The sequence below is a fragment of the Bacillus cereus group sp. TH152-1LC genome, from assembly GCF_027710505.1.
GTDB classification, from domain to species: Bacteria; Bacillota; Bacilli; order Bacillales; family Bacillaceae_G; genus Bacillus_A; species Bacillus_A mobilis.
Map to the genome: position 1 here is coordinate 160366 of NZ_JAQFNK010000008.1, position 24276 is coordinate 184641.

Sequence of the window (24276 nt, forward strand, 5' to 3'; positions counted from 1 at the left end):
GGGCATACAATAAAACACGTTTTACTGAGTGAAAATGCTATTCCATATGTGGATAGTAGGTTATCGTCAAGTTTTTCGCTTTTTTGATCCGCACCTTGTAGGGTGGGGATTACTGCTCGTTTAGGAAAAGAAATAGGATGGAAGGATGATTTATATGTGCGGGATTACAGGATGGGTGGATTATAAACGCTCATTAGAAGGAGAGCGAGACGTCGTTACGAAGATGGCTGAGACGTTAGCAAAGCGTGGCCCAGATGATAATAAAGTTTGGATTAAAGGCAATGTTGCATTTGGGCACAAACGGTTAATCGTTGTTGATCCTGAGGGCGGGAAACAACCGATGACTTGTTTAAAAGATGAAACGAATTATGCGATTTGCTATAACGGTGAACTGTATAACACGGAAGATATTCGAAAGGAATTATTAAGAAGAGGATATACGTTCAAAGGCCATTCTGATACGGAGGTGCTATTAGCGTCGTATATCGAATGGAAAGAAGAATGTGTCGATCATTTAAACGGTATATATGCGTTTGCCGTATGGGATGAACAGAAAGAACAAGTATTTATTGCGCGAGATCGACTAGGTGTAAAACCGCTATTTTTTAAATATGATAGTGGGCGATTACTATTTGGTTCAGAGTTAAAAGCGATATTGGCTCATCCAGATGTGAAGGCGGAAGTAACGTTAGAAGGATTATCTGAAATATTCGGTCTTGGACCATCGAGAACACCTGGTCATGGCATTTATGCTGGTATAAAAGAATTACGTCCAGGTCATGCGATGACATTTTCAAAGAACGGTCTATGTATATGGAGATATTGGAATGTGGAAAGCAAAAAACATGAAGATTCCTTTGAAGAAACAGTAGAGAAAACACGCTTTTTATTACAAGATGCGATTACAAGGCAGCTCGTTTCTGATGTACCACTATGTACTTTTTTATCAGGCGGTGTAGATTCGAGCGCAATTACAGCAATTGCTGCGAAAGAATATGCAAGGTCAGGAAAAGGGCAATTACACACATATTCTGTTGATTATGAAGATAATGACAAATACTTTAAAGCGAATGCGTTTCAGCCAAATTCAGATGCACCATTTATTCATTTAATGACGGAGACGTTTCAAACAATCCACCATCGTTGCGTCATTTCAAATGAACAATTAGCACAGTATTTAACAGAAGCAGTACTCGTTCGTGACTTGCCTGGTATGGCAGATATCGATTCGTCATTATTATGGTTTTGCCGTGAAATTAAACAAGATTTTGTCGTCGGTTTATCTGGGGAATGTGCAGACGAAATATTTGGTGGTTATCCGTGGTTTTATAGAGAAGATGATTTGCAATCGAGTGCCTTTCCGTGGATGCGCTCTACAGAAGCACGTGAACAACTACTAAAGAAAGAATGGAGAAATAAATTAAATTTACAACAATATGTACAGCAGCGCTATGAAGAATCCATTCAAGAAGTTCCTATTTTAGAGGGAGAAAGCCCAATTGAAGCAAAGAGACGACAACTATTTTACTTGAACATGGTATGGTTTATGACAACATTATTAGACAGAAAAGACCGTATGAGTATGGGGGCAAGCTTAGAAGTACGCGTTCCGTTTGCAGACCACCGACTTGTCGAATATGCGTGGAATATTCCTTGGGAAATGAAAATGTATAAAAACCGCGAAAAAGGTCTATTGCGTAAAGCGTTAGAAGGGTTACTTCCAAATGACATCTTATATAGAAAGAAGAGCCCATATCCGAAAACGCATAATCCGCACTATACGAAAGCAGTCACAGTATGGCTACAAGATTTATTAACGGATAAAGGCTCAATTTTGCACGAGTTATTTGATAAAGAGCAGTTAAGTGGATTAATTGAGTCAGGCGGCAGTGCATTTCAATCGCCTTGGTTCGGTCAATTAATGACTGGACCTCAGCTTTTAGCTCATTTAGCGCAAATTCATGTTTGGTTTAAAGAGTATGGGGTAAATATTAAAGAATAGAAGAAAAGCGACTTACTTTTATGTAAGTCGCTTTTTATTAAATAAAGTGTCAAATAAAATTTAAAATCATATTAGAAATAATACTTATTTAGAATAATTATTTTGACGTACTTATTATTAGTTGTTATAATTGGAAACAAATGTTCTTGAAAAAGATTCTCATTTATGAAATTGAGGTGTTATATAGATGACAAAGAAAAAAATAGGTTTACTCGTAATGGCGTATGGAACGCCAGAATCATTAGATGATGTAGAAGCGTACTATACACATATTCGCCACGGGCGTAAACCTTCAGAAGAAGCACTCCAAGACTTAATCGAGCGCTATAAAGCGATTGGCGGAATTTCACCACTTGCAAAAATTACGAAAGAGCAGGCGCATAAATTAACAGATTCAATGAATAATATATTTACAGAGTATGAATTTACTTGTTATTTAGGATTAAAACATACAGCTCCATTTATAGAAGATGCAGTAGAAGAGATGAAGAAAGATGGAATTGAGCAGGCGATTAGTATCGTATTAGCACCGCACTATTCTACATTTAGTATTAAAGCGTATAATGACCGTGCTATTTGTCTTTCAGAAGAAATCGGTGGCCCTGTTATTGAACCAATTGAACAATGGTACGATGAACCGAAATTTATTTCGTATTGGGCAGAGCAAATAAAAGAAACATTTACAAATATTGAAGATAAAGAGAAAGCTATCGTAATTTTTTCAGCGCATAGTTTACCGGAGAAAATTATTGCAGCAGGTGACCCTTATGTAGAGCAATTGCAACATACAGCGGATTTAATCGCAGCAGCTGCAAATATTCAAAACTATACAATTGGTTGGCAAAGTGCCGGAAATACACCGGATCCATGGATTGGACCGGATGTACAAGATTTAACGAGAGATTTATTTGAAGAGCATAGATATGAATCTTTCATATATTGCCCAGTTGGCTTTGTGGCAGAGCATTTAGAAGTTTTATATGACAACGATTACGAGTGTAAAGTTGTAACTGATGAATTAAACGTGGCATATTTTAGACCAAATATGCCAAATTCAAAATCTGTATTTATCGATTGCTTAGCTGAAATTGTTTCCAAAAAAATGAAGAAAATAGTTGACAAGAACTTAGTTTTGAATAATAATTAATTTATAATAATTTTAAATAAATAATAATTCCTAAAAGATAAAGAGGAGGATCCCCCTGATGAATCCAAATAATCGCTTAACAACAAACCAAGGTGCTCCGGTTGGAGATAACCAAAATTCTCGTACAGCTGGTCGCCGTGGACCGGTATTATTAGAAGACTATCATTTAGTAGAAAAACTGGCTCACTTTGATCGTGAACGTATTCCAGAACGCGTTGTACATGCACGTGGTGCAGGTGCTCACGGTGTATTCGTAACGAAAAACAGCATGAAGCAATATACAAAGGCAGCGTTTTTACAAAATGAAGGAACTGAAACGCCTGTATTTGTTCGTTTCTCAACGGTTATTCATGGTCAAGGTTCTCCAGAAACAGCTCGTGACCCACGCGGGTTTGCTGTCAAATTTTATACAGAAGAAGGAAATTACGATATTGTAGGTAACCATTTACCGGTCTTCTTCATTCGTGATGCAATTAAATTCCCTGATATGGTGCATTCTTTAAAACCAGCACCTGATACAAATATTCAAACGCCAGATCGTTACTGGGATTTCATGACGTTAAGTCCAGAATCTACACATATGATGACATGGGTGTTCTCTGATTACGGTACACCAGCAAGCTATCGCGAAATGGAAGGTTTCGGTGTCCATTCATTTAAATGGATTAATGCAGAAGGTAAAATCGTCTACATTAAATATCACTGGAAACCACAGCAAAGTGTACGTAACTTAAGTGCAAAAGAAGTGCAAGAAGTACAAGGAAAAGACTTCAACCATGCAACTCGTGACTTGTTCGATGCAATCGAAAAAGGAAACTATCCGAAGTGGGATTTACACGTACAAGTGATGCAACTAGAAGAAACGGATTCTTTAGATTTCGATCCATTAGATCCGACGAAAGTATGGCCAGAAGATCGCTTCCCATTAATTGAAGTAGGGACAATGACGTTAAATCGTAACCCGAAAAACTTCTTCGCAGAAGTAGAGCAAGTGGCGTTCTCTCCAAGTGCAACTGTAAATGGTATTGAACCATCTGAAGATAAATTATTACAAGGTCGTTTATTCTCTTATCCAGATACACAGCGTTATCGTCTTGGTGCAAACTACTTGCAAATTCCAGTAAACTGCCCGTACGCAGCTGTTCATAACCAACAACGTGATGGTGCGATGCAAATCAATCAAAATCCATCTACAATCAACTACGAACCGAGCCGCCATGCTGAAAATCCAGTTGAAGACCTGACTTACCGCGATTCAACTATGAAAGTAGAAGGCTATGTATCTCGTGAAAAAATTGACAAACCAAATGACTTCAAACAAGCAGGTGAGCGTTACCGTTCATTCTCTAAAGAAGAGCAAGACAACTTAATTGCAAACTTAACAAATGACTTAAAAGACGTAAATGAGCGCACGAAATTACTAGCTGTTTGTAACTTCTTCCGTGCAGATCAAGAGTATGGAATGCGTTTAGCGCAGTCTTTAAATGTTGATATTACGCAATATGTAGGGAATGCTCCGAAATAAATAGGAAAAGACGACTGTTAACCGGTCGTCTTTTTCGCATGTAAAAGATGTTTTGCATGCGAGGTGAAAGATGCTATACTCGTGTCAAATAAGTTTTACATATAAGGGGTGTATTTTAATGGATGTTTTGATTTTTGTTATTGCGTTAAGTGTCTTTTTATTTGTAGTGTTTGCTATTATAAAAATGTTTAGAGCGATTGGGAAACAAGGTGATGAGCGTGCTACGTTTATAAAAAACAAAGCGATGGCTGAGACATTTAAAATAGCGATGGGGCTAATGGTACTGGAGATGATTCCCTTTATTTATCATCGTTTTAATGAAACGGTAGGAACACCGTTTAATCCAGTTCGATTTTTAGCTGTAATAGCGATTGCATTTCTTATTATATTAAGTTTGAATAAAAGTAAGTATGGTGATTCGTAAGTTATACCGGGGTATTCTTCAGGTTCGTTATGTTGGGGTTTATTGACAAATTGATATATCCGGAGAATCGCCGATATACTCACTAGAATACTAGGTGGGGTATACCGCCAACAAGCACAATAAAAAGAGATGCAATCTACTACCAATAGATTGCATCTCTTTTTTAGTTCACTCGCTCCGTGTACTCATAAGCTTTCTCCCCGTGCATCGAAATATCAAGTCCCATATGTTCCTCATGCTCATCTACCCGAACAGGGAGGAAGAAGTTAATCACTTTAATAATGGCGTACGTCATGATGATCGTGAATGCATATGTTGCGCCGATTGCTACAAGTTGTTTAAGCAGTAAAGCGGCATTTCCGTAAAATAATCCGTTAGCGCCATCACTGTTTACAGCAGTAGTTGCAAATAGCCCTGTCGCAATACCGCCCCAAGTGCCGCCGATACCGTGACATCCGAATGCATCGAGTGTATCATCGTATCCGAATTTTGTTTTTAAGAAAAAGACTGCTCCGAAGCATAATACGCCGCCAATTGCTCCGATAAGAAGAGCGGAGAAAGGTGTAACGAATCCACAAGCTGGTGTAATAGCGACTAGGCCGGAAACAACTCCACAAGCAGCTCCCATCGCGGTCGGTTTCGATTGGAAGAACCATTCTGAAAGCATCCAAGTTAATGCGGAGGCAGCTGCGGCTATATTTGTATTAATAAATGCGGTTAAAGCTACATCATTTAAAGATAATGCACTTCCGACATTAAAACCGAACCAGCCGAACCATAGTAGACCGGCGCCTAACATTGTGAATGGTAAATGGTGAGGAGAAGTGCCGTTTATGTTTTTTCGTTTTCCGAGAAAAATAGCTAATACAAGGCCGGCCACGCCAGATGTAATATGAACGACATTACCACCAGCGAAGTCTAACGCCCCAAGTTCTCTTAGCCACCCGCCGACGCCCCATACCCAATGAGCGACAGGATTGTAAACGATTGTTGTCCATAGAAGGATGAAAATAAGGAAAGCAGAAAATCGCATTCTTTCGGCGAATGCACCTGAAATTAAAGCGGGAGTTAAAATGGCGAACATGAGTTGGAACATCATAAATAAGTTGTGAGGAATAGTAGATGAGTAGTCTGGATTTGGTGCGTAGGTAACGCCGTTTAAACCGAACCAATCGAGTGTACCGATAAGTCCGTGCCAATCTGGTCCAAATGATAAAGAATAGCCGATCACAATCCATTGAATCGAAACGATAGCCATTGCGCTATAACTATGCATTGTTGTACTGAGTACGTTTTTACTGCGAACCATGCCCCCATAAAAAAGTGCCAATCCTGGTGTCATTAACATGACCATTACTGTCGTTACAAACATAAAAACCGTATCTCCTGTATTCATTCTCTCTCCTCCTATAATGTTAGAAAAAATAACATCAACTTGTTATGTTTCATATCATATTCGAAACAAAATGAAAAATCAACTAAAAATTCAGAAAACTTTTTAGTTGATGTTAGAAAATCTAACATGAAGTATTTTAGGGAGAAAGAAATCAACGTATGCGATTTGTTCTGATAATTGGTATAATATTCTTACAATTAAAAAACATGGGGGATGCATGTGGGAAAAATATGGACTAGGAAACTATTCATTTGTTTTTGTTTAGCCGTCGTATTGTTTGTACCAATACATACGTTTGCGGATGAAAAAAGAGAGTGGCGAGATGAAGTTATATATTCCATTATGATTGATCGCTTCAATAATGGAGAACCGAAAAATGACAAACAGTTAGAAGTTGGCAATTTGGAAGGATATCAGGGCGGAGATATAAGAGGGATTATAAAAAGACTGGATTACATAAAAGAAATGGGTTTTACCGCTGTTATGCTTTCTCCGCTTTTTGAAAGTGGAAAGTATGATGGGGTAGATGTGCGCGATTTTCAAAAGGTAAATGAACATTTCGGAACAGAAAATGATGTGAAAGAACTTGTGCAAACAGCGCACGCAAAAGGAATGAAAGTGGTACTTCAATTTCCACTTGAGGAAAACGAACAACAAGTCATCGACGCGATGAAATGGTGGATCAAAGAAGTTGATTTAGATGGAAGTTATGTGATACATAGTGAAAAAAAGTCGGATACTTTTTGGGATGATGTACAAAAAGATATACAAGCGATAAAGAAAGATTTTCGTATTATGACAGAGGAAAAAAGTGGGTATAACGAAAAAATAGTAGAATCGTTTTCCAAAGCGGACGTATCGGTGAAACTTTTATATGATGTGAGTAAAAAAGACGGGGAATCCATTATATTTTTAGATAATCAAAATACAAAAAGGTTTGCTCGTATTGCGAAAGAGTATATGAATTATCCGCCATCTCGTTTGAAATTAGCTCTCACATATTTATTAACATCACCGGGTATTCCAAATTTTTATTACGGGACTGAAATTGCATTAGATGGAGGGGATACGCCAGATAATAGACGATTAATGGATTTTAAATCAGATGAAAAATTTATGCAGCACATAACGAAACTCGGTGAGCTTAGACAATCGAGACCATCTCTACGTAGGGGTACGTTTGAGCTTCTATACGATAAAGATGGAATGAGTGTACTAAAGAGAAAGTACAAAGATGAAGTGACAGTAGTAGCGATTAATAATACGAAAGAAACGCAAAAAGTTGCTTTACCTGTAAGTGCAATTGGTAAAAAACAAGAGTTAAGAGGATTGTTAGAAGATGAAATTATAAGAGAAGAAAACGGAAAGTTTTATCTCGTTTTAAAGCGAGAAGAATCAAATGTGTATAAAGTTAACGGGGAAACAGGTGTGAATTGGTTGTTTATCTCCTTAATAGTCGGTGTGAATGTATTATTTATTGCGTTTTTAGTTGCGGTTAAAAAGAGACGGAAATGAGTAACGTTTTTTTAGTAGTTCTTCTTCAGTTTAAGGTGGTGAGGTCTTTGCGGAAAAAGAAGTGGTTCGCTCTATGTGTATGTGTTTTTATCGCATTTGTAAGTTTTTATTTTTGGGACAACCGTGATGATGGGGAATTTGTTCCGTGGGGCGATAGTGTTAATTCTGTTGATACAGCAATTCTAAAGAGAAATAATACAAAATCGAAAATGATAAAGTATATATTCCTGAAAAATCATTTGATAAAGCGATAATGTGTTGCTCTTAATAAGTACGAAAACGTCTCTAATGGGAGGGGTTTCTAGGCTAAGTAGAAGACTTTCTCCCTAGCCTGTTTTTTTGTAATGAATATGTATGAGTCTCTATAGAAGGATTAGTTCCGCAAGTTCATTTTCATTTCATTCTACTATTTGTGTGAAGTAAGACTCTCACCTCGAAATTCAGCTGACCAAAGAAGTGAAAAGCCCGTTAGAAAAAACAATAATTGCAACTATACGAATTTTACATTACATTAAAGGATGAAAAATAGTCTTATACTCATTAAGAGTTACACATTTGAGGAGGAAAAATGGAATTTTACGATTTGGGTATTACCATTAAAGAACTTAGAATGAAAAAGAATATATCGCAATCTGAATTGTGTCATGGAATATGTTCACAAAGTCAAATTAGTAAAATAGAAAAAGGTATGATTTTTCCATCAAGTATATTGTTGTATCAACTATCTGAAAGACTTGGTATTGATCCGAATAATATATTTGCACTAACTCAAAATAAAAGATTGAAATATGTAGAAAATGTAAAATGTGTAATAAGAGATTGCATAAAGCAAAAACAATATACAGAACTTTATGAGATAGTAAAAAAAGAAAAAGATGAAAATGCTTTCCAGACAAAAGAAGATAAACAATTTCTACTATGGCATGAAGCAATTGCTATATTTATGGTGAATAGATCAACAAAAACGGCGTTAGATCTTTTAAATAATGCATTAAAACTAACGTTAACTAATGCTGATTTTTTATCAGAAAGAGAAATAGACATTATGCAGACAATGTCTATATTTTATGCGGAAAACAAAGAATATGAAAAAAGTATTGATATATTAAGAAAATGTTTAACTAACTTTAATAAGTTAGATTTTCCTAGAGATAGAGAAATTAAATTAAAAATCATTTTTAATTTAGCGAACTGTTTAGGTGAGGCATACCAACATGAAGAGGCAATGAAATACCTTGATAAGGGCATCAAATTAGCTATTAATTTAAACACGTTATACCTATTAGGTGAACTATACTATTTAAAGGGCTGGAATTTATTAAGGATTAAAGAACATAATGAAGAAGATGTTGTTGATAACATGAAAAAAGCATTATTTATATTTGAACTAACAGAAAAAGAGCATTATATAAAAAGGATTAAAGAAAAATATTTAAAAAAACATCTATAAATTCTTGAAAATTACTTATACATAGAACAAAACCCACAGGAAAAATCTCTGTAGGTTTTACGCTTATAAACATCTTATTATTTTCTACAAACTTGATTCTAAAATCATTTTTGAATCAAGTTTGTATCCCTGTTAATAATTTATATTTCCGTCTATATAGTATTAAAATTAAGATGATTCGAGTATTGCATTACATATGTTTCTTATACCAAGCTTTGTTGATGTGTTTGTGCTTCGTTGGTGTTGAAGTTTTAGATTTATCTTTGAGTGTAGTCATATTATTAGAACATCCTGCAATATGTAGACAGAATGTAGTTAATAAAAACCATAGTATTAATTTTTTCAAATAACCACTTCTAACTCTTTTTTAATGAATATTTTTCATAAAATAAATTCCTTACTAATTGTACATTACATGAAAGGGTGGAAAATATTCTTATACTCATAATTTGTTACATTTGAGCCGGGAGGGTGATCTTGCATCGATTTTCAAAAGGGCTTCTTTGATTTAGGCAAACTCTCTGATTGTGAGTTTGCTTACTCGCTAAAAAGAAAAACATCCTCTGTGTAGAGGATGTTTTTCTTTTTAGCGGTAGTTAATGAATTGTACGTCAATCGGTAAATCAGCACTGCGAACTGCAGCGATAACTGCTTGTAAGTCATCACGGCTTTTCGCTGTAACACGTACTTGGTCATCTTGTACTTGTGTTTTTACTTTTAATTTCATTTCTTTAATGATGTTGTTAATTTTTTTCGCGTTATCTTTATCGATACCTTGTTGAAGTGTTGCACGTTGGCGAACAGTGTTGCCAGTCGCAGCTTCAACTTTTCCGTAATCCAAGTTTTTAATTGGAACGTTACGTTTTACAAGTTTAGAAATTAGAACGTCTTTTACTTGGTCTAATTTGAACTCATCGTCAGAAGTTAAAACTAGTACTTCTTTTTCTAATTTAATATCACTTTTACTTCCTTTAAAGTCATATCGGTTTTGGATTTCCTTTAATGCGATGTTAATTGCGTTTGTTACTTCAGGTAATTCTACTTTCGAAACGATGTCAAAAGAACTATCTTTTGCCATAGTTAGCACCTCCAAATAAATTTCTAATCTTTTTATGTACTGTACATACTAAAGTATAGCTGAAAACGAGCTTAGACTTAAGTGTTTTCATACTTATAATCATGTAACCTCATTTTATTATAGTGAATTTTGGGCAGTTGGACAAATAAAGGGGAAATCGTGTTATAATTAACTTTTGTTTGGAATGATAAAAAAGATAATTTTATCCCGCATTAACGGGCATTCAGTTAGAGCAAAGAAGTTCAAGTGGGAGATCCACTGCCGTAAACGCCTGATTGGTGAGGGTTGACAATCAGTGGGAAGGAACAAAATCCCCACTGACTAAAGTTTCACTTTATATAGAGAAGGGAATTAAAAAATATGCATTTACAATTAGGAGCGATTGAACAGGTAACTGTTTTACGTGAAACGGAAATCGGATATATGGTTGGGAATGAAGAAGAAGAAATTTTCCTACATAAAAACGAATTAGTTGGAGAAATTGAAGAAGGCGATACGATTGATGTATTCTTATACCTTGATCATCAAAATCGTGTTTCAGCAACAATGAAGGAGCCACTTATTACAACTTTTGATTGGAACTGGGTAAAAGTTGTAGAAGTTATTCCTAGTCTAGGTGTGTTTGTTGATATTGGTGTATCAAAAGATATACTAATCCCAGCTGATGAGTTCCCGATTTACATGCCAGTATGGCCAGAAGTTGGAGACGAATTATATTGTACGTTAAAATTAACGAATCGTGATCGTCTTATTGCTCTTCCGGCAAGAGATAGTGATATGCAAGAAATTATCGTAGATGCGACGCCATCTATGCGTAATAAAAACGTAAATGGACGTGTGTATCGTTCACTTCAAGTTGGTTCATTCATACTAACTGATGAGCATTTCCGTGCTTTCTTACACCATACTGAAAGAAAAGAACAAGTACGTATCGGTGAACGTGTAACGGGTCGTATTATTGACGTAAAAGATGACGGTACAATTAACATTTCACTTCTTCCTCGTAAAGAAGAAGGAATGGAAGACGATGCTGCTGTAATTTATGCATATATGGAAGAACGAGGCGGAGCAATGCCGTTTTGGGATAAGAGCCACCCAGAAGACATTAAAGAACGCTTCAACATGAGTAAAGCTGCCTTTAAGCGTGCGCTTGGTAAGTTGATGAAAGAAGAAAAGATTTATCAAGAAGAAGGCTGGACGTATTTTAAGAAGTAAATGAAATAAAAAGCACCGCCTTATTTTGTTATAACAAAATAAGGCGGTGCTTTTTTAATTCCCTTGCTCACGCGCAAGAGTAAATGTATCTTCCAAGTCACTATCGTTTATTTTAATATTTGCCTTTTTTAATTCGTTTTGTAATAGTTTTTTGCTGAATATAGGATCGGCAATACGTTCTGCTTCTAAGTTTTTGCGGATGGAGTCTTTTACTTCATCGTAAGGTTGTAAATCTTTTTTACCAGTTAGTTTAATAATGTGATAGCCGTTTGGTGATTTGACGGGCTCACTAATTTGGTCAATTTTTAGTTTGTAAGCAGTTGTTTCAAATTCAGGTGTCATTGTACCGGAATGGAAGTACCCAAGGTCGCCGCCTTTATCTTTTGATAGTAGATCTTGCGATTCTTGTTTTGCTAATTCTTCAAATGAAGCACCAGCATCTAATTTTTTCTTTATTTCTTTCGCTTCATTTTCGTCACTTACTAAAATGTGACTCGCTTTAATTTCTGGTTTATAGTGATCTTTCACGTCTTTTTCTGTAACACTTTTCTTAATCGCTTCATTCATAGCAAGTTTGAATTTAATTTGATTTTTGAAATCAGCTTCATCTTTTAAACGATTGTTTTCTAGTACAGCTGTGAATTGATCGCCGTATTGCTTTTTTGCTTTTTGTACTTCTTTATCTACATCATCGTCAGATACTTTATATTTTTTCGTGATAACGTCTTGTGCCATCATTTCGTATAACATGTCTTTTCCGTAACGATCTTTCAACTGCTTTTCGAAGTCGCTCTTCGTAATGGTTGAGTCTGTTGCCGTAGCGACTGTAGCCGAGCTGTTTTTTTGTCCGCAAGCAGCTAGCATTAATATACTTATTAGTGCAGTAATAATGAAAATGTGTTTCCCTCTCATGCCAACACCTCATCCGAATATGTTATCGCTATTGTAGAATATAGAAGTGAACATGAAGTGAATTTTTAATGTTTTTTCCTGTGAAATGTAAAAAAAAAGTACATCAACAATATTGTTGATGTACGATGGAATCAAAGGTGATCGGTCTTTTTAGAATAGGCACGTTTACCTTGCTGAATATTTTTTTGTTCTTGTTCATTTTTTTGCGTACGCTTTGCATTATTATCGCGTGCTTTTTTGTCGTTATCACTCGTATGTGGCATATGTATCAACTCCATTTCTAAACGTTGTACGTTTATCATTTCCTTTTTCGTAAAGACTATGTATAGCGGTGCATTCATGAATAATAAAGGTGGATTAGAAATGGATTTGAAGTTGAATTATACCGAACTTATAAAGAAGTTAATCGTTGTAATCGTCGCAGGTTTGTTAAACGCGATTGGAATGAATTTATTTTTAACGCCAGCGAAAGTGTACGCGAGTGGCTTTGCTGGATTGTCTCAATTGTTATCGCAAATATTAGGTGACTTTTTATCTATTCACATATCAACGGGGGTATTGTTTAGTTTGTTTAATATTCCTGTCGTTATTTTAGCATGGAAAAAGGTTGGAAAGGCCTTTACTTTCTTTAGTTTTCTTTGCGTTATATTTATGACTTTATTTTTAGAAATTATCCCAGTTAGAGCGGTTTCAAACGACATCATATTGAATGCGATTTTTGGCGGGATTATTTCAGCAATCGGGGTAGGTATGGCGTTGAAGTGGGGGGCTTCTACAGGTGGTTTAGATATTATCGCCATGATTTTATCTAAAATAAAAGACAAGCCTGTCGGTACATATTTTTTCTTCTTTAATGCACTAATTATTATCGCTGCTGGCTATGTGTATGGCTGGGAAAAAGCATTATATACTTTGGTGACTTTGTATGTCTCAACGCGATTTATCGATGCGATTCATACGCGGCATGTGAAGATTACAGCATTAATCGTTACGAAGAATGGGACGGATGTACGAAAGGCGATTCATTCACGCTTAGTGAGGGGGATTACAACTATCCCAGCAACAGGTGCTTATACAAATGAAAATAAGGAAATGTTAATGATCGTTATTACTCGTTATGAACTGTATGAATTAGAGAGGGTTATTAAACAAGTGGACCCAGGTGCATTTACAAATGTACTGCAAACGGTCGGGGTGTTTGGATTATTTAGAAAAGATTAAAGAGGACCAAAGCTGGTCCTCTTTTTTAATGCAAATTCGTAATGTTTTGCAACTGCTCCTGCATTTCACGTAGCTGAACTTTTTCAGCTGTTGAAGAGTTTGCATAAGCAGAGTGCAAAGCGTTTTTTGCTCTATATACGAGATCTTGTTGCTCAGCACCGCTTGAACAAGTTACGGCATTTGCAACAGCATCTCTAGCTTGTTGGAATAGTAAGTTCCCCATTTAAACCCCTCCAAAAGAAGAGTTACTTCTCGCTTTTTCTGCCTCAGCTAATGTACCTCTGTACGGGAATCTTGCATCATGCTTCATTACAGCATCGGCTCCTTGTTGGATAAAACGTTTTGATTTGTTCTTTTTACCCATTCGAAAAACCCCCTTTATTTAGCTGAAAACAATCGACGCGCTGACTTTTGCGTCTAATAATAGTATGAGCGTTTAGCGAGAAACTATAAGCAGGGAATTTTTAGATTACAACCCAAGAACCTCTTCTAAATATAGTGCAATACCATCTTCTTCATTCGTTAACGTTGTATGGTTTGCGAGTGATTTTAATTCAGGGATAGCATTCCCCATTGCGATGCCGTGACCAGCGAATTCAATCATTTCAAAGTCGTTATCTTCATCACCGAAAGCGATAATGCGCTCTTGTGGAATGTTGTAATGACTAGAAATTTTTTGTAATCCGACAGCTTTATTTAACCCGCTTTTTACAATTTCAATAATTGGCCAAGGTGCGCCCCATTTTCTATGGTCGATTACTTCAGCATGCATATCAGTTAAATGTTGACGAATTGCGCTAGAATGCTCATCATGTGCGTCAATTAATAAGCAAGTTGGATGATCGTTTAAAGTATTTAATAAGTCTCCTGTAAAAATCTTCGGAGAACCGAATTCGAAAATATGTTTTTTATCTTCATCAATTTCACGAACATACACATCGTCCATTACTTCAGCGTATATATTTTTTACACCAAAATCAAAGCAAGCTCGGACAATTTCTTGGGCTGTTGCTAGCTCAAGAGGAGAGTGATGTGTTCCCCATTTTGAATCAAGAGGATGATGTACGTAAGCGCCGTTAAAGTTTACGATTGGTGTATTCAGACCAAGTTCTTTATAGTAATCAAAACTAGCACGGAATGGACGCCCTGTTGAAATAACGACAATATGTCCTTGTTCCTTTGCTTTTGCAATTGTATGTTTCGTTCGAGTGGAAATTATTTTGTTGTCTGTTAATAAAGTACCGTCTAAGTCTAATGCGATTAAATGTTGTTTATTCATAATTTCACCTCTTATAATAATTTTTTTGTTTCTATCTGTATTTCCGTTTTTAATATGCAGAAATAAGAGGTTGAGCTGGGTGAGACCACCAAAGATGGAAACTTCACTATATATCCATCTTACGTCGCAAAGCGCTACGGTGTCTACTATTTCTCGTTGGAAATTAAGAAAAGTCAACGTCTTTTTAGAAAGTTCAAATAATGTTTCTTTCATTATGTACAAATTGTGAAAAGGGTTACATTGCTCGTGTGAGGGAGCTTATAATGAACATGTAATCTTCTCGTATATGTTTGACTCTCCTTTGAAACTGGCCTATAGTAGGTTGGTTTCTTTTTTTCTACAAATAGGAAAGAAATCCCTTCCTAAGCTTGTGTCATTCATGTATATGTACAAGAACGAAATGTAGTACTTGTTTCCTAAACATGACAGAAAAGCTTTCTTTGAAAATGGATATACTAATGAGGCAAAGACGTCATGGAAGGAGAATGGAAATGGGACAAAATCGCAGGTTTCGTTCTGGACAAAAAGCGCCAAATGATGGCATTTATGTAGAAATTGGTGAAACAGGAAGTATGGTAAAAGATCCGCAAATGGTGAAATTAACTGCCGGTGACAAGTTTCCAGATAACACAAATCATAACCGTCAGTGGACATATAAAAGAAAACCGTAACAGAAGCCACAATCATTATTGCGGCTTTTTTGTTATGGGGCATTATAATTTCATTTACCATAACTTTTTAACCTGTATAATGAATGCACTCTTTTTCTTTTTCCAATAATAAGTTTGAAAATACATAAGCAAAATTATTGTATAAAAAAGTCAGTTGGCGTATAATCAAATCAAAGGTCAAAGAAAGTCAAACATTTGGAGGGCTGTAAAGATGGACTTAAATCAAATGACAACAAAAACACAAGAGGCGATTATGAGTGCCCAATCTTTAGCGGTGTCTCATCATCATCAAGAAGTAGATACTGTTCATCTCTTGTTTACATTATTAGAAGAGCAAGATGGATTAGCAGTACGTATTTTTCAAAAAATGAATGTCGATATAGAAGCGTTAAAGCAAGGCGCCGAAAGTTTAATTAAGAAAAAGCCTTCTGTAACAGGAAGCGGTGCAGAAGCAGGTAAATTATATATAACAGGTGCTCTGCAACAACTGCTTGTAAGAGCAGGAAAAGAAGCAGAGAAATTGCAAGATGACTACATTTCAGTTGAACATGTACTGCTTGCTTTTTCTGAAGAAAAAGGCGATATAAATCAATTACTTACAAAATTTCATATTACGAAAGATAACTTATTACAGTCTTTAATGACAGTTCGGGGGAATCAAAGAGTGACTAGTCAAAATCCAGAAGCAACTTATGAAGCGTTAGAGAAATATGGTCGTGATTTAGTGGCGGAAGTAAGAGCGGGGAAAATTGACCCTGTTATCGGCCGCGATAGTGAAATTCGCCGTGTTATTCGCATTCTTTCACGTAAAACGAAAAACAACCCGGTTTTAATTGGTGAGCCAGGTGTTGGTAAAACAGCAATCGTTGAAGGATTAGCACAGCGTATTGTGAAAAAGGATGTACCAGAAGGGTTAAAAGATAGAACAATCTTTGCATTAGATATGAGTGCACTCGTAGCTGGAGCGAAATTCCGTGGTGAGTTTGAAGAGCGCCTGCAAGCTGTATTAAATGAAATTAAAAAGAGTGAAGGCCGCATTTTATTATTCATTGATGAACTTCATACAATTGTCGGCGCTGGTAAAACAGAAGGTGCGATGGACGCAGGAAATATGTTAAAACCGATGCTTGCACGTGGTGAACTGCATTGTATCGGAGCGACAACGTTAGATGAATATCGTAAATATATTGAGAAAGACCCAGCGCTAGAAAGACGTTTCCAACAAGTATTAGCAGAAGAACCGACTGTTGAAGATACAATTTCCATTTTACGTGGTTTAAAAGAGCGTTTTGAAATTTATCATGGTGTAAATATTCATGACCGCGCGATTGTAGCAGCATCTGTTTTATCAGATCGATATATTTCGGATCGTTTTTTACCAGATAAGGCAATTGATCTTGTTGACGAAGCGTGTGCAACGATTCGAACAGAGATTGATTCTATGCCAACAGAATTAGATGAAGTAACGCGCCGCATTATGCAACTGGAAATTGAAGAAGCAGCTCTTGGAAAAGAGAAGGACTTTGGTAGCCAAGAACGTCTAAAAACGTTGCAACGTGAATTATCGGATTTAAAAGAAGTTGCAAGTGGTATGAGAGCGAAATGGGAGAAAGAAAAAGAAGATATTCACAAAGTTCGTGACTTACGTGAACATTTAGAGCGTCTGCGCCGTGAATTAGAAGAAGCAGAAGGTAATTACGATTTAAATAAAGCAGCGGAACTTCGCCATGGGAAAATTCCTGCAATTGAAAAAGAGTTAAAAGAAGCAGAAGAAATGGGCGCACATAATAAACAAGAAAATCGTTTATTACGTGAGGAAGTAAGTGAAGAAGAGATTGCTGATATTGTTTCACGCTGGACTGGTATTCCTGTCGCAAAACTCGTTGAAGGTGAACGCGAGAAATTACTACGCTTAGAGCAAATTTTATCAGAGCGTGTCATCGGACAAGAGGAAGCGGTAAGTTTAGTATCAGACGCAGTTCTTCGTGCACGCGCTGGTATTAAAGACCCGAACCGTCCAATTGGTTCCTTCATCTTCTTAGGACCGACAGGTGTTGGTAAAACAGAACTTGCAAAAACGTTAGCACAGTCTTTATTCGATAGTGAAGAGCAAATGATTCGTATTGATATGTCTGAGTATATGGAGAAACACGCTGTGTCACGCTTAATTGGTGCGCCTCCTGGATATGTTGGATATGAAGAAGGCGGTCAATTAACAGAAGCGGTAAGACGTAAACCGTATTCAGTTATTTTGTTAGACGAAATCGAAAAAGCACATCCAGAAGTATTCAACATTTTATTACAAATGTTAGATGACGGGCGTATTACAGATTCGCAAGGGCGTACAGTAGACTTTAAAAACACGGTTATTATTATGACTTCAAATATTGGATCTGCTCATTTGTTAGATGGATTAGAAGCAGATGGCTCCATTAAAGAGGAATCAAGAGAACTTGTCATGGGGCAATTAAGAGGACACTTCCGACCAGAGTTTTTAAATCGTGTCGACGAAATTATTTTATTCAAACCTCTTACAACGAATGAAATTAAAGGTATTGTTGATAAAATTGTAAAAGAATTGCAAGGCCGTTTAGCTGACCGTCATATTACAGTTGAATTAACAGACGCAGCGAAAGAATTTGTTGTAGAAGCTGGCTTTGATCCGATGTACGGAGCTCGTCCATTAAAACGATATGTACAGCGTCAAGTTGAGACAAAATTAGCGAGAGAATTAATTGCAGGAACGATTACTGATAACAGTCACGTAGTTGTTGATGTAGAAAATAACGAATTAGTCGTTCATGTAAAGTAAAATAAAAAAGAGTTCGGATAAAATCCGGACTCTTTTTTTAGTGCTGTTCTACTGGCTCGTTTGGAATTGCAGCTGAAATTGCTAGTACTAATACCGCAAGAACAACTGAGAAAATAGACGCTTGGTTAAAATCGTATGTACCGCCAGTCATAGAGCCGATTACGTAGCTCATCATATGTACAAGCGCGAACGACCAAATTAATGCCCAAATGAAACGCATATTTTACACCTCTATTCGTTCAATCTGTCCTTATTGTAACACAATTGAAAAAAGAATATAGAAAAATATTTGTAGATTTTTCAACGCAAATTTGCATTCCGTTCATACATTATAGAAGAGTACTTTTATACGTTTAGAAAATAAGGCGGGGGAAAAATGAGTATTACGGAACGTTTTTTTTACTTAGAAAAAGAACCATGTGTCATTTATTTACCGGAGAAGCCAAATGGATTTTCTGTAATGCTTCTTGGTGATTATAACTACTTTATTGAGAATGGTACAAGTTTATGGACACAGCATGCAGGTCGATCTTATTTTTTACATGGTCTTATTGAGGAAGGCTACACGGTCTTTTCTTCTAATTTATACGGAAGACATTGGGGAAACGACCAATCTGTTCGTCTAGCAAAACGCTTATATGACGTTGTTTTGAGAAAAGAGACATTAAATGCGAAAATGCACATTATGGCAGATGGTATGGGTGCACTTGTAGCACTTGAAATGATGAACAAATACCCTGAATGTATACGCTCAGTCATTATGTTAAATCCGTGTTTAGATTTACCAGAATATGTGGAGTTTGAGAAAGAGCATAAGTTTTTTTACAAAAGATTAGTGAAGGAATTAAGTTTAGCGTATGACTCCAAAGAAGAGGAATTAGAATCCAAAATAAATAAGAAATCATTTACGCTTCTTCCGTCTTGTGTACCTGTTAAAGTTTTCGTATCAACACAAGAAAAAAGAGGAAGAAAACAGTTGTTACGTAAATATGAGAAAATGAGGCAATTCAATCAATGCGATACTTCTGTCTTATTCCATCTGCAAGATGTGAAATATAAAATGGTTAGGCAAACGACTGATTTCTTTAAAAAATATGAAGAAGAATTGTGAAGCTCCCATATACATAAATGAGGAGCTATTTGTTTCAAGGAGAAAGGGTTGGTGGTATGGAGCGCGTGCTAATTATAGGTGCACTTACGTTTGTAGGTTATCACCTTGTGAATAAAATGATTGCAGAAGAAGTAGAAGTGTACGGTCTTGATTTTGATGAATTCGAGAATATGACAAAAATTAATGAAGAGAAGTTATTGTTAATTGGGCGAAATGCGTTATTTACGTATTATTCGATAAGAGATGAAGATGGATGGAGATCAGTAGAAGGAGAGAGGTTCGATACGGTTTACTTTTGCTTGTATGAGCCAAATCAACAAAGTGGCTTTCGGAATGAAAGGGTCATATTACAGTATTTAAAGCGAATTGTAAGATTGTGTGAAGAACATAAAGTGAAGTTAAATCTAATTTCTTCTATTGAAGTAGGAAACACAGATGAGTCCGAAAATAAACGTCTATTTTCGAAAGTGGAAGAAGGATTGAAAAAAGGAGAGTTACAATATAGTGTATTTCGAGTTCCTATATTATATGGGCCATGGCAACCATCTTTTATGATGTACCATCAGCTCATTTTATCAGAACTGGATGAGAAAGAGTGCCATTATGCGAGTGAGGAAAACGGAAGTGATTTACTGTACGTGGAAGATGTATGTGAATACTTATGGGAAAATGGAATGAACGAGGAGCATCTCGGTATATACAATTTACTTAGTGGTAAAAAATCATTATGGAAAAAAGGTATGAACCTTTTACGTGCAGAGGATAAAGTGAATAAAGAGAATGAAGAAGAAAGAGATGATACTGTCGAGGTTATTTCGATAAAAAGAAATACTCCGTTAGAATACGGTTTAAATAAACAATTGGCACATATGAAAAAATATAAAGAGTTATACGAAGGATAGCGAGCGTGTTACACTATGTATGTGAAAGTTTTAATGGAGAGGAAGAACATAATATGAATGAGAAAAGTATGCAATTTTTACAAATCGCAATGAAGCATTTACCAGAAGCAAAGGCCATTTTAGATGATAATGGAATTGCGCTTGATATGGAGAAAGCACAACCAGTATTAGAGTTATTGATGAAAGTTATGAACGAAGCATATGAGCTTGGGAAAGCAGATAAAGAATAAAACCTTCTTTTTTAGATGGAAGAGGGGCTCGAACCGTGAATAGAAGCGGTTCGGGCCTTTTTATATTTCAAAAGAAACAGGAAAGGTATGTTTCTGTTTCTTTTAATAAACAATAAAGTGAATAATGCCTAGCTTTATGTTTTAGCTGAAATATATTCTAGACAAAAATACATTTATGTTTTAAAATTAGTACCAAGTCATAATAATTGATATAAAACGGAGGGCTGCGATGTGAACGTGGGCATTTTAGGGATCGGAAGATATGTGCCGGAAAAAGTAGTCACAAATCACGATTTAGAGAAAATAATGGATACATCCGATGAATGGATTCGTACGAGAACGGGAATTGCAGAAAGACGCATTGCCGATGATACAATAGATACTTCATATATGGCCGTAGAGGCTGCTAAAAAAGCACTTGAAGATGCAGGGATTAGCGGAGAAGATATCGATCTTATTTTAGTAGCGACAGTAACACCAGATCGTGCGTTTCCAGCAGTAGCTTGTGTCATTCAAGAAGCGATTGGAGCGAAACATGCAGCTGCAATGGATGTAGGTGCAGCATGTGCTGGTTTTATGTACGGAATGATTACAGCGCAGCAATTTATTCAAACGGGAACTTATAAAAATGTATTAGTAGTTGGTAGTGATAAACTATCTAAAATTGTAGACTGGAATGATCGTAATACAGCAGTACTATTTGGAGACGGAGCCGGTGCTATCGTAATGGGGGCTGTTTCAGAAGGAAGAGGCGTTCTATCTTTCGAATTAGGAGCAGACGGAAGTGGCGGTAAGCATCTATATCAAGACGAGTATGTTATGATGAATGGCAGAGAAGTCTTTAAATTTGCCGTTCGTCAACTTGGTGAATCTTGTCTTCGCGTGCTGGATAAGGCCGGTCTTACAAAAGAGGATGTGGATTTCTTAGTACCGCATCAAGCGAATATTCGTATTATGGAATCTGCAAGAGAGAGATTAAATTTACCACAAGAAAAAATGAGTATGACAATTGAAAAGTTTGGTAATACATCAGCTTCTTCAATTCCAATTGCAATGGTAGAGGAATTGCAAAATGGACGTATTCAAGATGGTGATTTAATTATACTTGTTGGTTTCGGCGGCGGATTAACATGGGGAGCAGTTGCTCTTCGTTGGGGTAAATAAGGACTGAGAGAAAAAAAGGAGTGTATTTTGTATGGAAAAAAAGAGGGTCGTAATTACAGGACTAGGAGCTGTTACACCGATCGGTACAGATGTTGAAACAGCGTGGGAAAACATTAAAAAGGGTGTATCTGGAATCGGACGACTTACAAGAATTGATCCGGAACTATTTCCAGCAAAAGTAGCAGCAGAAATTAACGACTTTGAAGTCGAGAAATATATTGATAAAAAAGAAGCGCGCCGTATGGATCGCTTTACACAATATGCAGTAGCAGCAGCGAAAATGGCAGTTGCAGATGCAAAGCTTGAAATTACAGAAGAAAACGGACCTCGAATTGGTGTATGGATTGGTTCTGGTATTGGCGGTATGGAAACATACGAAGAACAATTTAAGATTTTTACTGAGAAAGGCCCGCGCCGCGTGAGCCCATTCTTCGTACCGATGATGATTCCAGATATGGCAGCAGGTCAAGTATCAATCGCAACAGGAGCAAAAGGAATTAACACTTGTTCTGTAACGGCTTGTGCATCTGGTGCAAATTCAATTGGTGATGCATTTAAAGCAATTCAGCGCGGTGATGCTGATGCAATGATAACTGGCGGAGCAGAAGCACCATTAACAAGTATGGCATTTGCAGGATTTAGTTCAGCGAAAGCATTAACATTTAATGAAGATCCAGCAACAGCTTGCCGTCCATTCGATAAAAATCGTAGCGGTTTCGTAATGGGTGAAGGTTCAGGTATTTTAATTCTTGAAGAATTAGAGCACGCATTAGCTCGTGGTGCTCACATTTATGCGGAAATCGCTGGTTACGGTGCAACTGGTGATGCGTTCCATATTACAATGCCGGCTCCTGGCGGTGAAGGCGGCGTGCGTGCAATGCGTCAAGCTTTAGCAGATGCAGGTCTACAGCCAGAAGATATTGATTACATTAATGCGCACGGTACAAGTACAGATGCGAATGAAAAGTATGAAACGATGGCAATTAAAGAAACGTTCGGTGAGCATGCGTATAAGGTGGCAATTAGCTCAACGAAATCAATGACAGGTCACTTATTGGGAGCAGCTGGTGCTGTTGAAGCGATCTTCTCGATTAAATCAATTACAGACGGAGTAATCCCTCCAACAATTAACTATGAAACACCAGATCCAGAATGTGACTTAGATTACGTGCCGAATAAAGCGAGACAACAAGAAGTAAATGCAGTATTAAGTAACTCACTAGGATTCGGTGGTCATAACGCAGTATTAGTATTTAAATCGTATAAATAATAGATGAAATAAGGAGTTTTTTCGCAATATATTGCGAAAAAACTCCTTATTTATTTTTACGCCTTTTTCTCCTTTTGCATATATATAAGAAAAAGGAGGGATAAAGATGGGGATTGTTGAAACTGCTGAGTGGTTACATCTATATTATGGACGGCCAGAAAAGCTGTGTGAGAAGTTTACGAAGTATATCCCGCTGCCAAAAGAAAGATTGTATCGCTTTTTAATTTCTAAAGGTATGTATCGCCCGGTTATACGAGGAGAACAGGAAATTAAAGAGTTAGAGAAGAAGGGAATTTGGAAAGAATTACGTACGGAGTATGAGAAACTGAAAGATTGGTTGAAAGGTCCAGATGTCCCTGTCTTTATTTTATTATCAGATTCCTATAATCGAACTGTACAAGAAGAGTATAACGGAAGGGCTGGATTATCTATGCGTCACGTTATTTTCTTATTCGTATGCGGACGGAATTCGGTGGAAGAATTAAAAGTGTTATTGGCGCATGAATATCATCACATATGTAGGTTACATCAAATTGAGAAGAAAGAAACAGAATATACATTACTTGATACGATGATTATGGAAGGGCTAGCTGAGCAAGCAGTAACGGAAAGATATTCAGAAAAAAACAATGCACCGTGGACGACGTATCTTTCAAAAGAAGAGGCTATTTATTATTGGGAAAACGTTGTACATGAAAGAATAAGTATAAAACGAGGAACAAGGGAGCATGACATCTTATTAAATGGATTTCATTCTTATCCGAAGATGCTTGGCTATGCACTTGGATTTCATATTGTCAAAGATTGTGTAACTTCGGAAGGAGAAGATACGCTTTCTTTATTATCTATAGATGCAAAAGCGATATTGAATAAAGCAAATACATTTCATATATAAAAAACAGGATCTCTATTTCCTGTTTTTTTAGTATTAATAGAAGAAAAAATATTAATT

The 24276-nt window shown here is 36.6% G+C and carries 24 protein-coding genes and 1 pseudogene; 17 read left to right on the forward strand and 8 right to left on the reverse strand.

Going from position 1 to position 24276, the window contains the following annotated elements; all coding sequences use genetic code 11:
- Nucleotides 1–154: 154 nt before the first annotated feature.
- The 4 genes from asnB to PDL00_RS19375 all read left to right on the forward strand — a co-directional run bounded on the left by asnB (nt 155) and on the right by PDL00_RS19375 (nt 5098).
- Complete coding sequence (gene asnB / locus PDL00_RS19360) at nt 155–2002, forward strand: asparagine synthase (glutamine-hydrolyzing) (protein WP_242251660.1); 1848 nt, start codon at nt 155–157, stop codon at nt 2000–2002.
- A gap of 187 nt (nt 2003–2189) precedes the next feature.
- Entirely contained in the window at nt 2190–3149 is a 960-nt protein-coding gene (gene hemH, locus PDL00_RS19365) for a ferrochelatase (protein WP_242251548.1), read from the forward strand.
- A gap of 58 nt (nt 3150–3207) precedes the next feature.
- On the forward strand, nt 3208–4674 hold the full coding sequence (gene katB, locus PDL00_RS19370) for a catalase KatB (RefSeq protein WP_270730739.1): 1467 nt from the start codon (nt 3208–3210) through the stop codon (nt 4672–4674).
- A 118-nt stretch (nt 4675–4792) separates the two neighbouring features.
- Complete coding sequence (locus PDL00_RS19375) at nt 4793–5098, forward strand: hypothetical protein (RefSeq protein ID WP_270730741.1); 306 nt, start codon at nt 4793–4795, stop codon at nt 5096–5098.
- 163 nt (nt 5099–5261) lie between these two features.
- Here the strand turns inward: PDL00_RS19375 and PDL00_RS19380 are convergent, their stop codons facing one another.
- Nucleotides 5262–6494, reverse strand: a complete 1233-nt coding sequence (locus PDL00_RS19380; RefSeq protein WP_270730742.1) for an ammonium transporter — start codon at nt 6492–6494, stop codon at nt 5262–5264.
- Nucleotides 6495–6713: 219 nt separating this feature from the next.
- Between PDL00_RS19380 and PDL00_RS19385 the strand changes: the two genes are divergently transcribed.
- The 3 genes and pseudogenes from PDL00_RS19385 to PDL00_RS19395 all read left to right on the forward strand — a co-directional run bounded on the left by PDL00_RS19385 (nt 6714) and on the right by PDL00_RS19395 (nt 9459).
- The gene (locus PDL00_RS19385; RefSeq protein ID WP_270730744.1) at nt 6714–8009 is read left to right on the forward strand and encodes an alpha-amylase family glycosyl hydrolase; all 1296 of its coding nucleotides are present in this window, start codon (nt 6714–6716) and stop codon (nt 8007–8009) included.
- A gap of 47 nt (nt 8010–8056) precedes the next feature.
- Nucleotides 8057–8277 (forward strand): annotated as a pseudogene (locus PDL00_RS19390) (hypothetical protein).
- A 300-nt stretch (nt 8278–8577) separates the two neighbouring features.
- Nucleotides 8578–9459: a helix-turn-helix domain-containing protein gene (locus PDL00_RS19395; RefSeq protein ID WP_242251520.1), complete on the forward strand. Its 882-nt coding sequence runs from the start codon at nt 8578–8580 to the stop codon at nt 9457–9459.
- A 586-nt stretch (nt 9460–10045) separates the two neighbouring features.
- Here the strand turns inward: PDL00_RS19395 and PDL00_RS19400 are convergent.
- Nucleotides 10046–10537, reverse strand: a complete 492-nt coding sequence (locus PDL00_RS19400; RefSeq protein WP_001040146.1) for a YajQ family cyclic di-GMP-binding protein — start codon at nt 10535–10537, stop codon at nt 10046–10048.
- Nucleotides 10538–10897: 360 nt separating this feature from the next.
- Here PDL00_RS19400 and PDL00_RS19405 point away from each other — a divergent pair, with 360 nt between their 5' ends.
- Complete coding sequence (locus PDL00_RS19405) at nt 10898–11752, forward strand: CvfB family protein (RefSeq protein ID WP_242251511.1); 855 nt, start codon at nt 10898–10900, stop codon at nt 11750–11752.
- A 54-nt stretch (nt 11753–11806) separates the two neighbouring features.
- Here PDL00_RS19405 and prsA read toward each other — a convergent pair whose 3' ends face one another.
- Both prsA and PDL00_RS19415 read right to left on the reverse strand, forming a co-directional pair.
- Entirely contained in the window at nt 11807–12664 is an 858-nt protein-coding gene (gene prsA, locus PDL00_RS19410) for a peptidylprolyl isomerase PrsA (RefSeq protein WP_270730749.1), read from the reverse strand.
- A gap of 131 nt (nt 12665–12795) precedes the next feature.
- Nucleotides 12796–12927 carry a DUF3941 domain-containing protein gene (locus PDL00_RS19415; protein WP_001120851.1) on the reverse strand — a complete coding sequence of 44 codons (132 nt, stop codon included), beginning with the start codon at nt 12925–12927 and terminating at the stop codon, nt 12796–12798.
- Nucleotides 12928–13027: 100 nt separating this feature from the next.
- Here PDL00_RS19415 and PDL00_RS19420 point away from each other — a divergent pair, with 100 nt between their 5' ends.
- Entirely contained in the window at nt 13028–13885 is an 858-nt protein-coding gene (locus PDL00_RS19420; protein ID WP_270730751.1) for a YitT family protein, read from the forward strand.
- A gap of 25 nt (nt 13886–13910) precedes the next feature.
- Here PDL00_RS19420 and PDL00_RS19425 read toward each other — a convergent pair whose 3' ends face one another.
- The 3 genes from PDL00_RS19425 to PDL00_RS19435 all read right to left on the reverse strand — a co-directional run bounded on the left by PDL00_RS19425 (nt 13911) and on the right by PDL00_RS19435 (nt 15164).
- The gene (locus PDL00_RS19425; RefSeq protein ID WP_000527404.1) at nt 13911–14108 is read right to left on the reverse strand and encodes a DUF3813 domain-containing protein; all 198 of its coding nucleotides are present in this window, start codon (nt 14106–14108) and stop codon (nt 13911–13913) included.
- Entirely contained in the window at nt 14109–14249 is a 141-nt protein-coding gene (locus PDL00_RS19430; protein WP_000516816.1) for a hypothetical protein, read from the reverse strand.
- A 105-nt stretch (nt 14250–14354) separates the two neighbouring features.
- On the reverse strand, nt 14355–15164 hold the full coding sequence (locus PDL00_RS19435) for a Cof-type HAD-IIB family hydrolase (protein WP_071721617.1): 810 nt from the start codon (nt 15162–15164) through the stop codon (nt 14355–14357).
- Between the two features lie 491 nt (nt 15165–15655).
- Between PDL00_RS19435 and PDL00_RS19440 the strand changes: the two genes are divergently transcribed.
- Complete coding sequence (locus PDL00_RS19440; RefSeq protein WP_000531418.1) at nt 15656–15835, forward strand: YjzC family protein; 180 nt, start codon at nt 15656–15658, stop codon at nt 15833–15835.
- Between the two features lie 211 nt (nt 15836–16046).
- A complete protein-coding gene (gene clpB, locus PDL00_RS19445; RefSeq protein ID WP_270730756.1) occupies nt 16047–18647 on the forward strand; it encodes an ATP-dependent chaperone ClpB in 2601 nt (866 codons plus the stop codon).
- Between the two features lie 37 nt (nt 18648–18684).
- Here the strand turns inward: clpB and PDL00_RS19450 are convergent, their stop codons facing one another.
- Nucleotides 18685–18867, reverse strand: coding sequence for a YjzD family protein (locus tag PDL00_RS19450; protein WP_001211112.1), 183 nt, complete (start codon nt 18865–18867; stop codon nt 18685–18687).
- Nucleotides 18868–19023: 156 nt separating this feature from the next.
- On the opposite strand from PDL00_RS19450, the gene PDL00_RS19455 reads away from it, so the two are divergent.
- The 6 genes from PDL00_RS19455 to PDL00_RS19480 all read left to right on the forward strand — a co-directional run bounded on the left by PDL00_RS19455 (nt 19024) and on the right by PDL00_RS19480 (nt 24219).
- Complete coding sequence (locus PDL00_RS19455; protein WP_048545174.1) at nt 19024–19758, forward strand: hydrolase; 735 nt, start codon at nt 19024–19026, stop codon at nt 19756–19758.
- 29 nt (nt 19759–19787) lie between these two features.
- The gene (locus tag PDL00_RS19460; protein WP_242251463.1) at nt 19788–20660 is read left to right on the forward strand and encodes an NAD-dependent epimerase/dehydratase family protein; all 873 of its coding nucleotides are present in this window, start codon (nt 19788–19790) and stop codon (nt 20658–20660) included.
- 53 nt (nt 20661–20713) lie between these two features.
- Complete coding sequence (locus tag PDL00_RS19465) at nt 20714–20890, forward strand: ComZ family protein (protein WP_001986215.1); 177 nt, start codon at nt 20714–20716, stop codon at nt 20888–20890.
- A 231-nt stretch (nt 20891–21121) separates the two neighbouring features.
- Complete coding sequence (gene fabH / locus PDL00_RS19470; protein ID WP_071713724.1) at nt 21122–22054, forward strand: beta-ketoacyl-ACP synthase III; 933 nt, start codon at nt 21122–21124, stop codon at nt 22052–22054.
- Between the two features lie 31 nt (nt 22055–22085).
- Nucleotides 22086–23324, forward strand: a complete 1239-nt coding sequence (gene fabF / locus PDL00_RS19475; protein ID WP_000412643.1) for a beta-ketoacyl-ACP synthase II — start codon at nt 22086–22088, stop codon at nt 23322–23324.
- Nucleotides 23325–23430: 106 nt separating this feature from the next.
- Nucleotides 23431–24219 carry a DUF2268 domain-containing protein gene (locus PDL00_RS19480; protein WP_242251461.1) on the forward strand — a complete coding sequence of 263 codons (789 nt, stop codon included), beginning with the start codon at nt 23431–23433 and terminating at the stop codon, nt 24217–24219.
- Nucleotides 24220–24276: the final 57 nt, after the last annotated feature.

Coding starts and splice junctions, on each gene's coding strand:
- PDL00_RS19430 (WP_000516816.1), bottom strand. CDS start 14,249: ATGGGTAAAAAGAACAAATCAAAACGTTTTATCCAACAAGGAGCCGAT.
- PDL00_RS19380 (WP_270730742.1), bottom strand. CDS start 6,494: ATGAATACAGGAGATACGGTTTTTATGTTTGTAACGACAGTAATGGTC.
- PDL00_RS19375 (WP_270730741.1), top strand. CDS start 4,793: ATGGATGTTTTGATTTTTGTTATTGCGTTAAGTGTCTTTTTATTTGTA.
- prsA (WP_270730749.1), bottom strand. CDS start 12,664: ATGAGAGGGAAACACATTTTCATTATTACTGCACTAATAAGTATATTA.
- asnB (WP_242251660.1), top strand. CDS start 155: ATGTGCGGGATTACAGGATGGGTGGATTATAAACGCTCATTAGAAGGA.
- PDL00_RS19395 (WP_242251520.1), top strand. CDS start 8,578: ATGGAATTTTACGATTTGGGTATTACCATTAAAGAACTTAGAATGAAA.
- katB (WP_270730739.1), top strand. CDS start 3,208: ATGAATCCAAATAATCGCTTAACAACAAACCAAGGTGCTCCGGTTGGA.
- PDL00_RS19415 (WP_001120851.1), bottom strand. CDS start 12,927: ATGCCACATACGAGTGATAACGACAAAAAAGCACGCGATAATAATGCA.
- PDL00_RS19425 (WP_000527404.1), bottom strand. CDS start 14,108: ATGGGGAACTTACTATTCCAACAAGCTAGAGATGCTGTTGCAAATGCC.
- PDL00_RS19455 (WP_048545174.1), top strand. CDS start 19,024: ATGAGTATTACGGAACGTTTTTTTTACTTAGAAAAAGAACCATGTGTC.
- PDL00_RS19465 (WP_001986215.1), top strand. CDS start 20,714: ATGAATGAGAAAAGTATGCAATTTTTACAAATCGCAATGAAGCATTTA.
- hemH (WP_242251548.1), top strand. CDS start 2,190: ATGACAAAGAAAAAAATAGGTTTACTCGTAATGGCGTATGGAACGCCA.
- PDL00_RS19435 (WP_071721617.1), bottom strand. CDS start 15,164: ATGAATAAACAACATTTAATCGCATTAGACTTAGACGGTACTTTATTA.
- PDL00_RS19405 (WP_242251511.1), top strand. CDS start 10,898: ATGCATTTACAATTAGGAGCGATTGAACAGGTAACTGTTTTACGTGAA.
- fabF (WP_000412643.1), top strand. CDS start 22,086: ATGGAAAAAAAGAGGGTCGTAATTACAGGACTAGGAGCTGTTACACCG.
- PDL00_RS19480 (WP_242251461.1), top strand. CDS start 23,431: ATGGGGATTGTTGAAACTGCTGAGTGGTTACATCTATATTATGGACGG.
- PDL00_RS19420 (WP_270730751.1), top strand. CDS start 13,028: ATGGATTTGAAGTTGAATTATACCGAACTTATAAAGAAGTTAATCGTT.
- PDL00_RS19400 (WP_001040146.1), bottom strand. CDS start 10,537: ATGGCAAAAGATAGTTCTTTTGACATCGTTTCGAAAGTAGAATTACCT.
- PDL00_RS19450 (WP_001211112.1), bottom strand. CDS start 18,867: ATGCGTTTCATTTGGGCATTAATTTGGTCGTTCGCGCTTGTACATATG.
- clpB (WP_270730756.1), top strand. CDS start 16,047: ATGGACTTAAATCAAATGACAACAAAAACACAAGAGGCGATTATGAGT.
- PDL00_RS19440 (WP_000531418.1), top strand. CDS start 15,656: ATGGGACAAAATCGCAGGTTTCGTTCTGGACAAAAAGCGCCAAATGAT.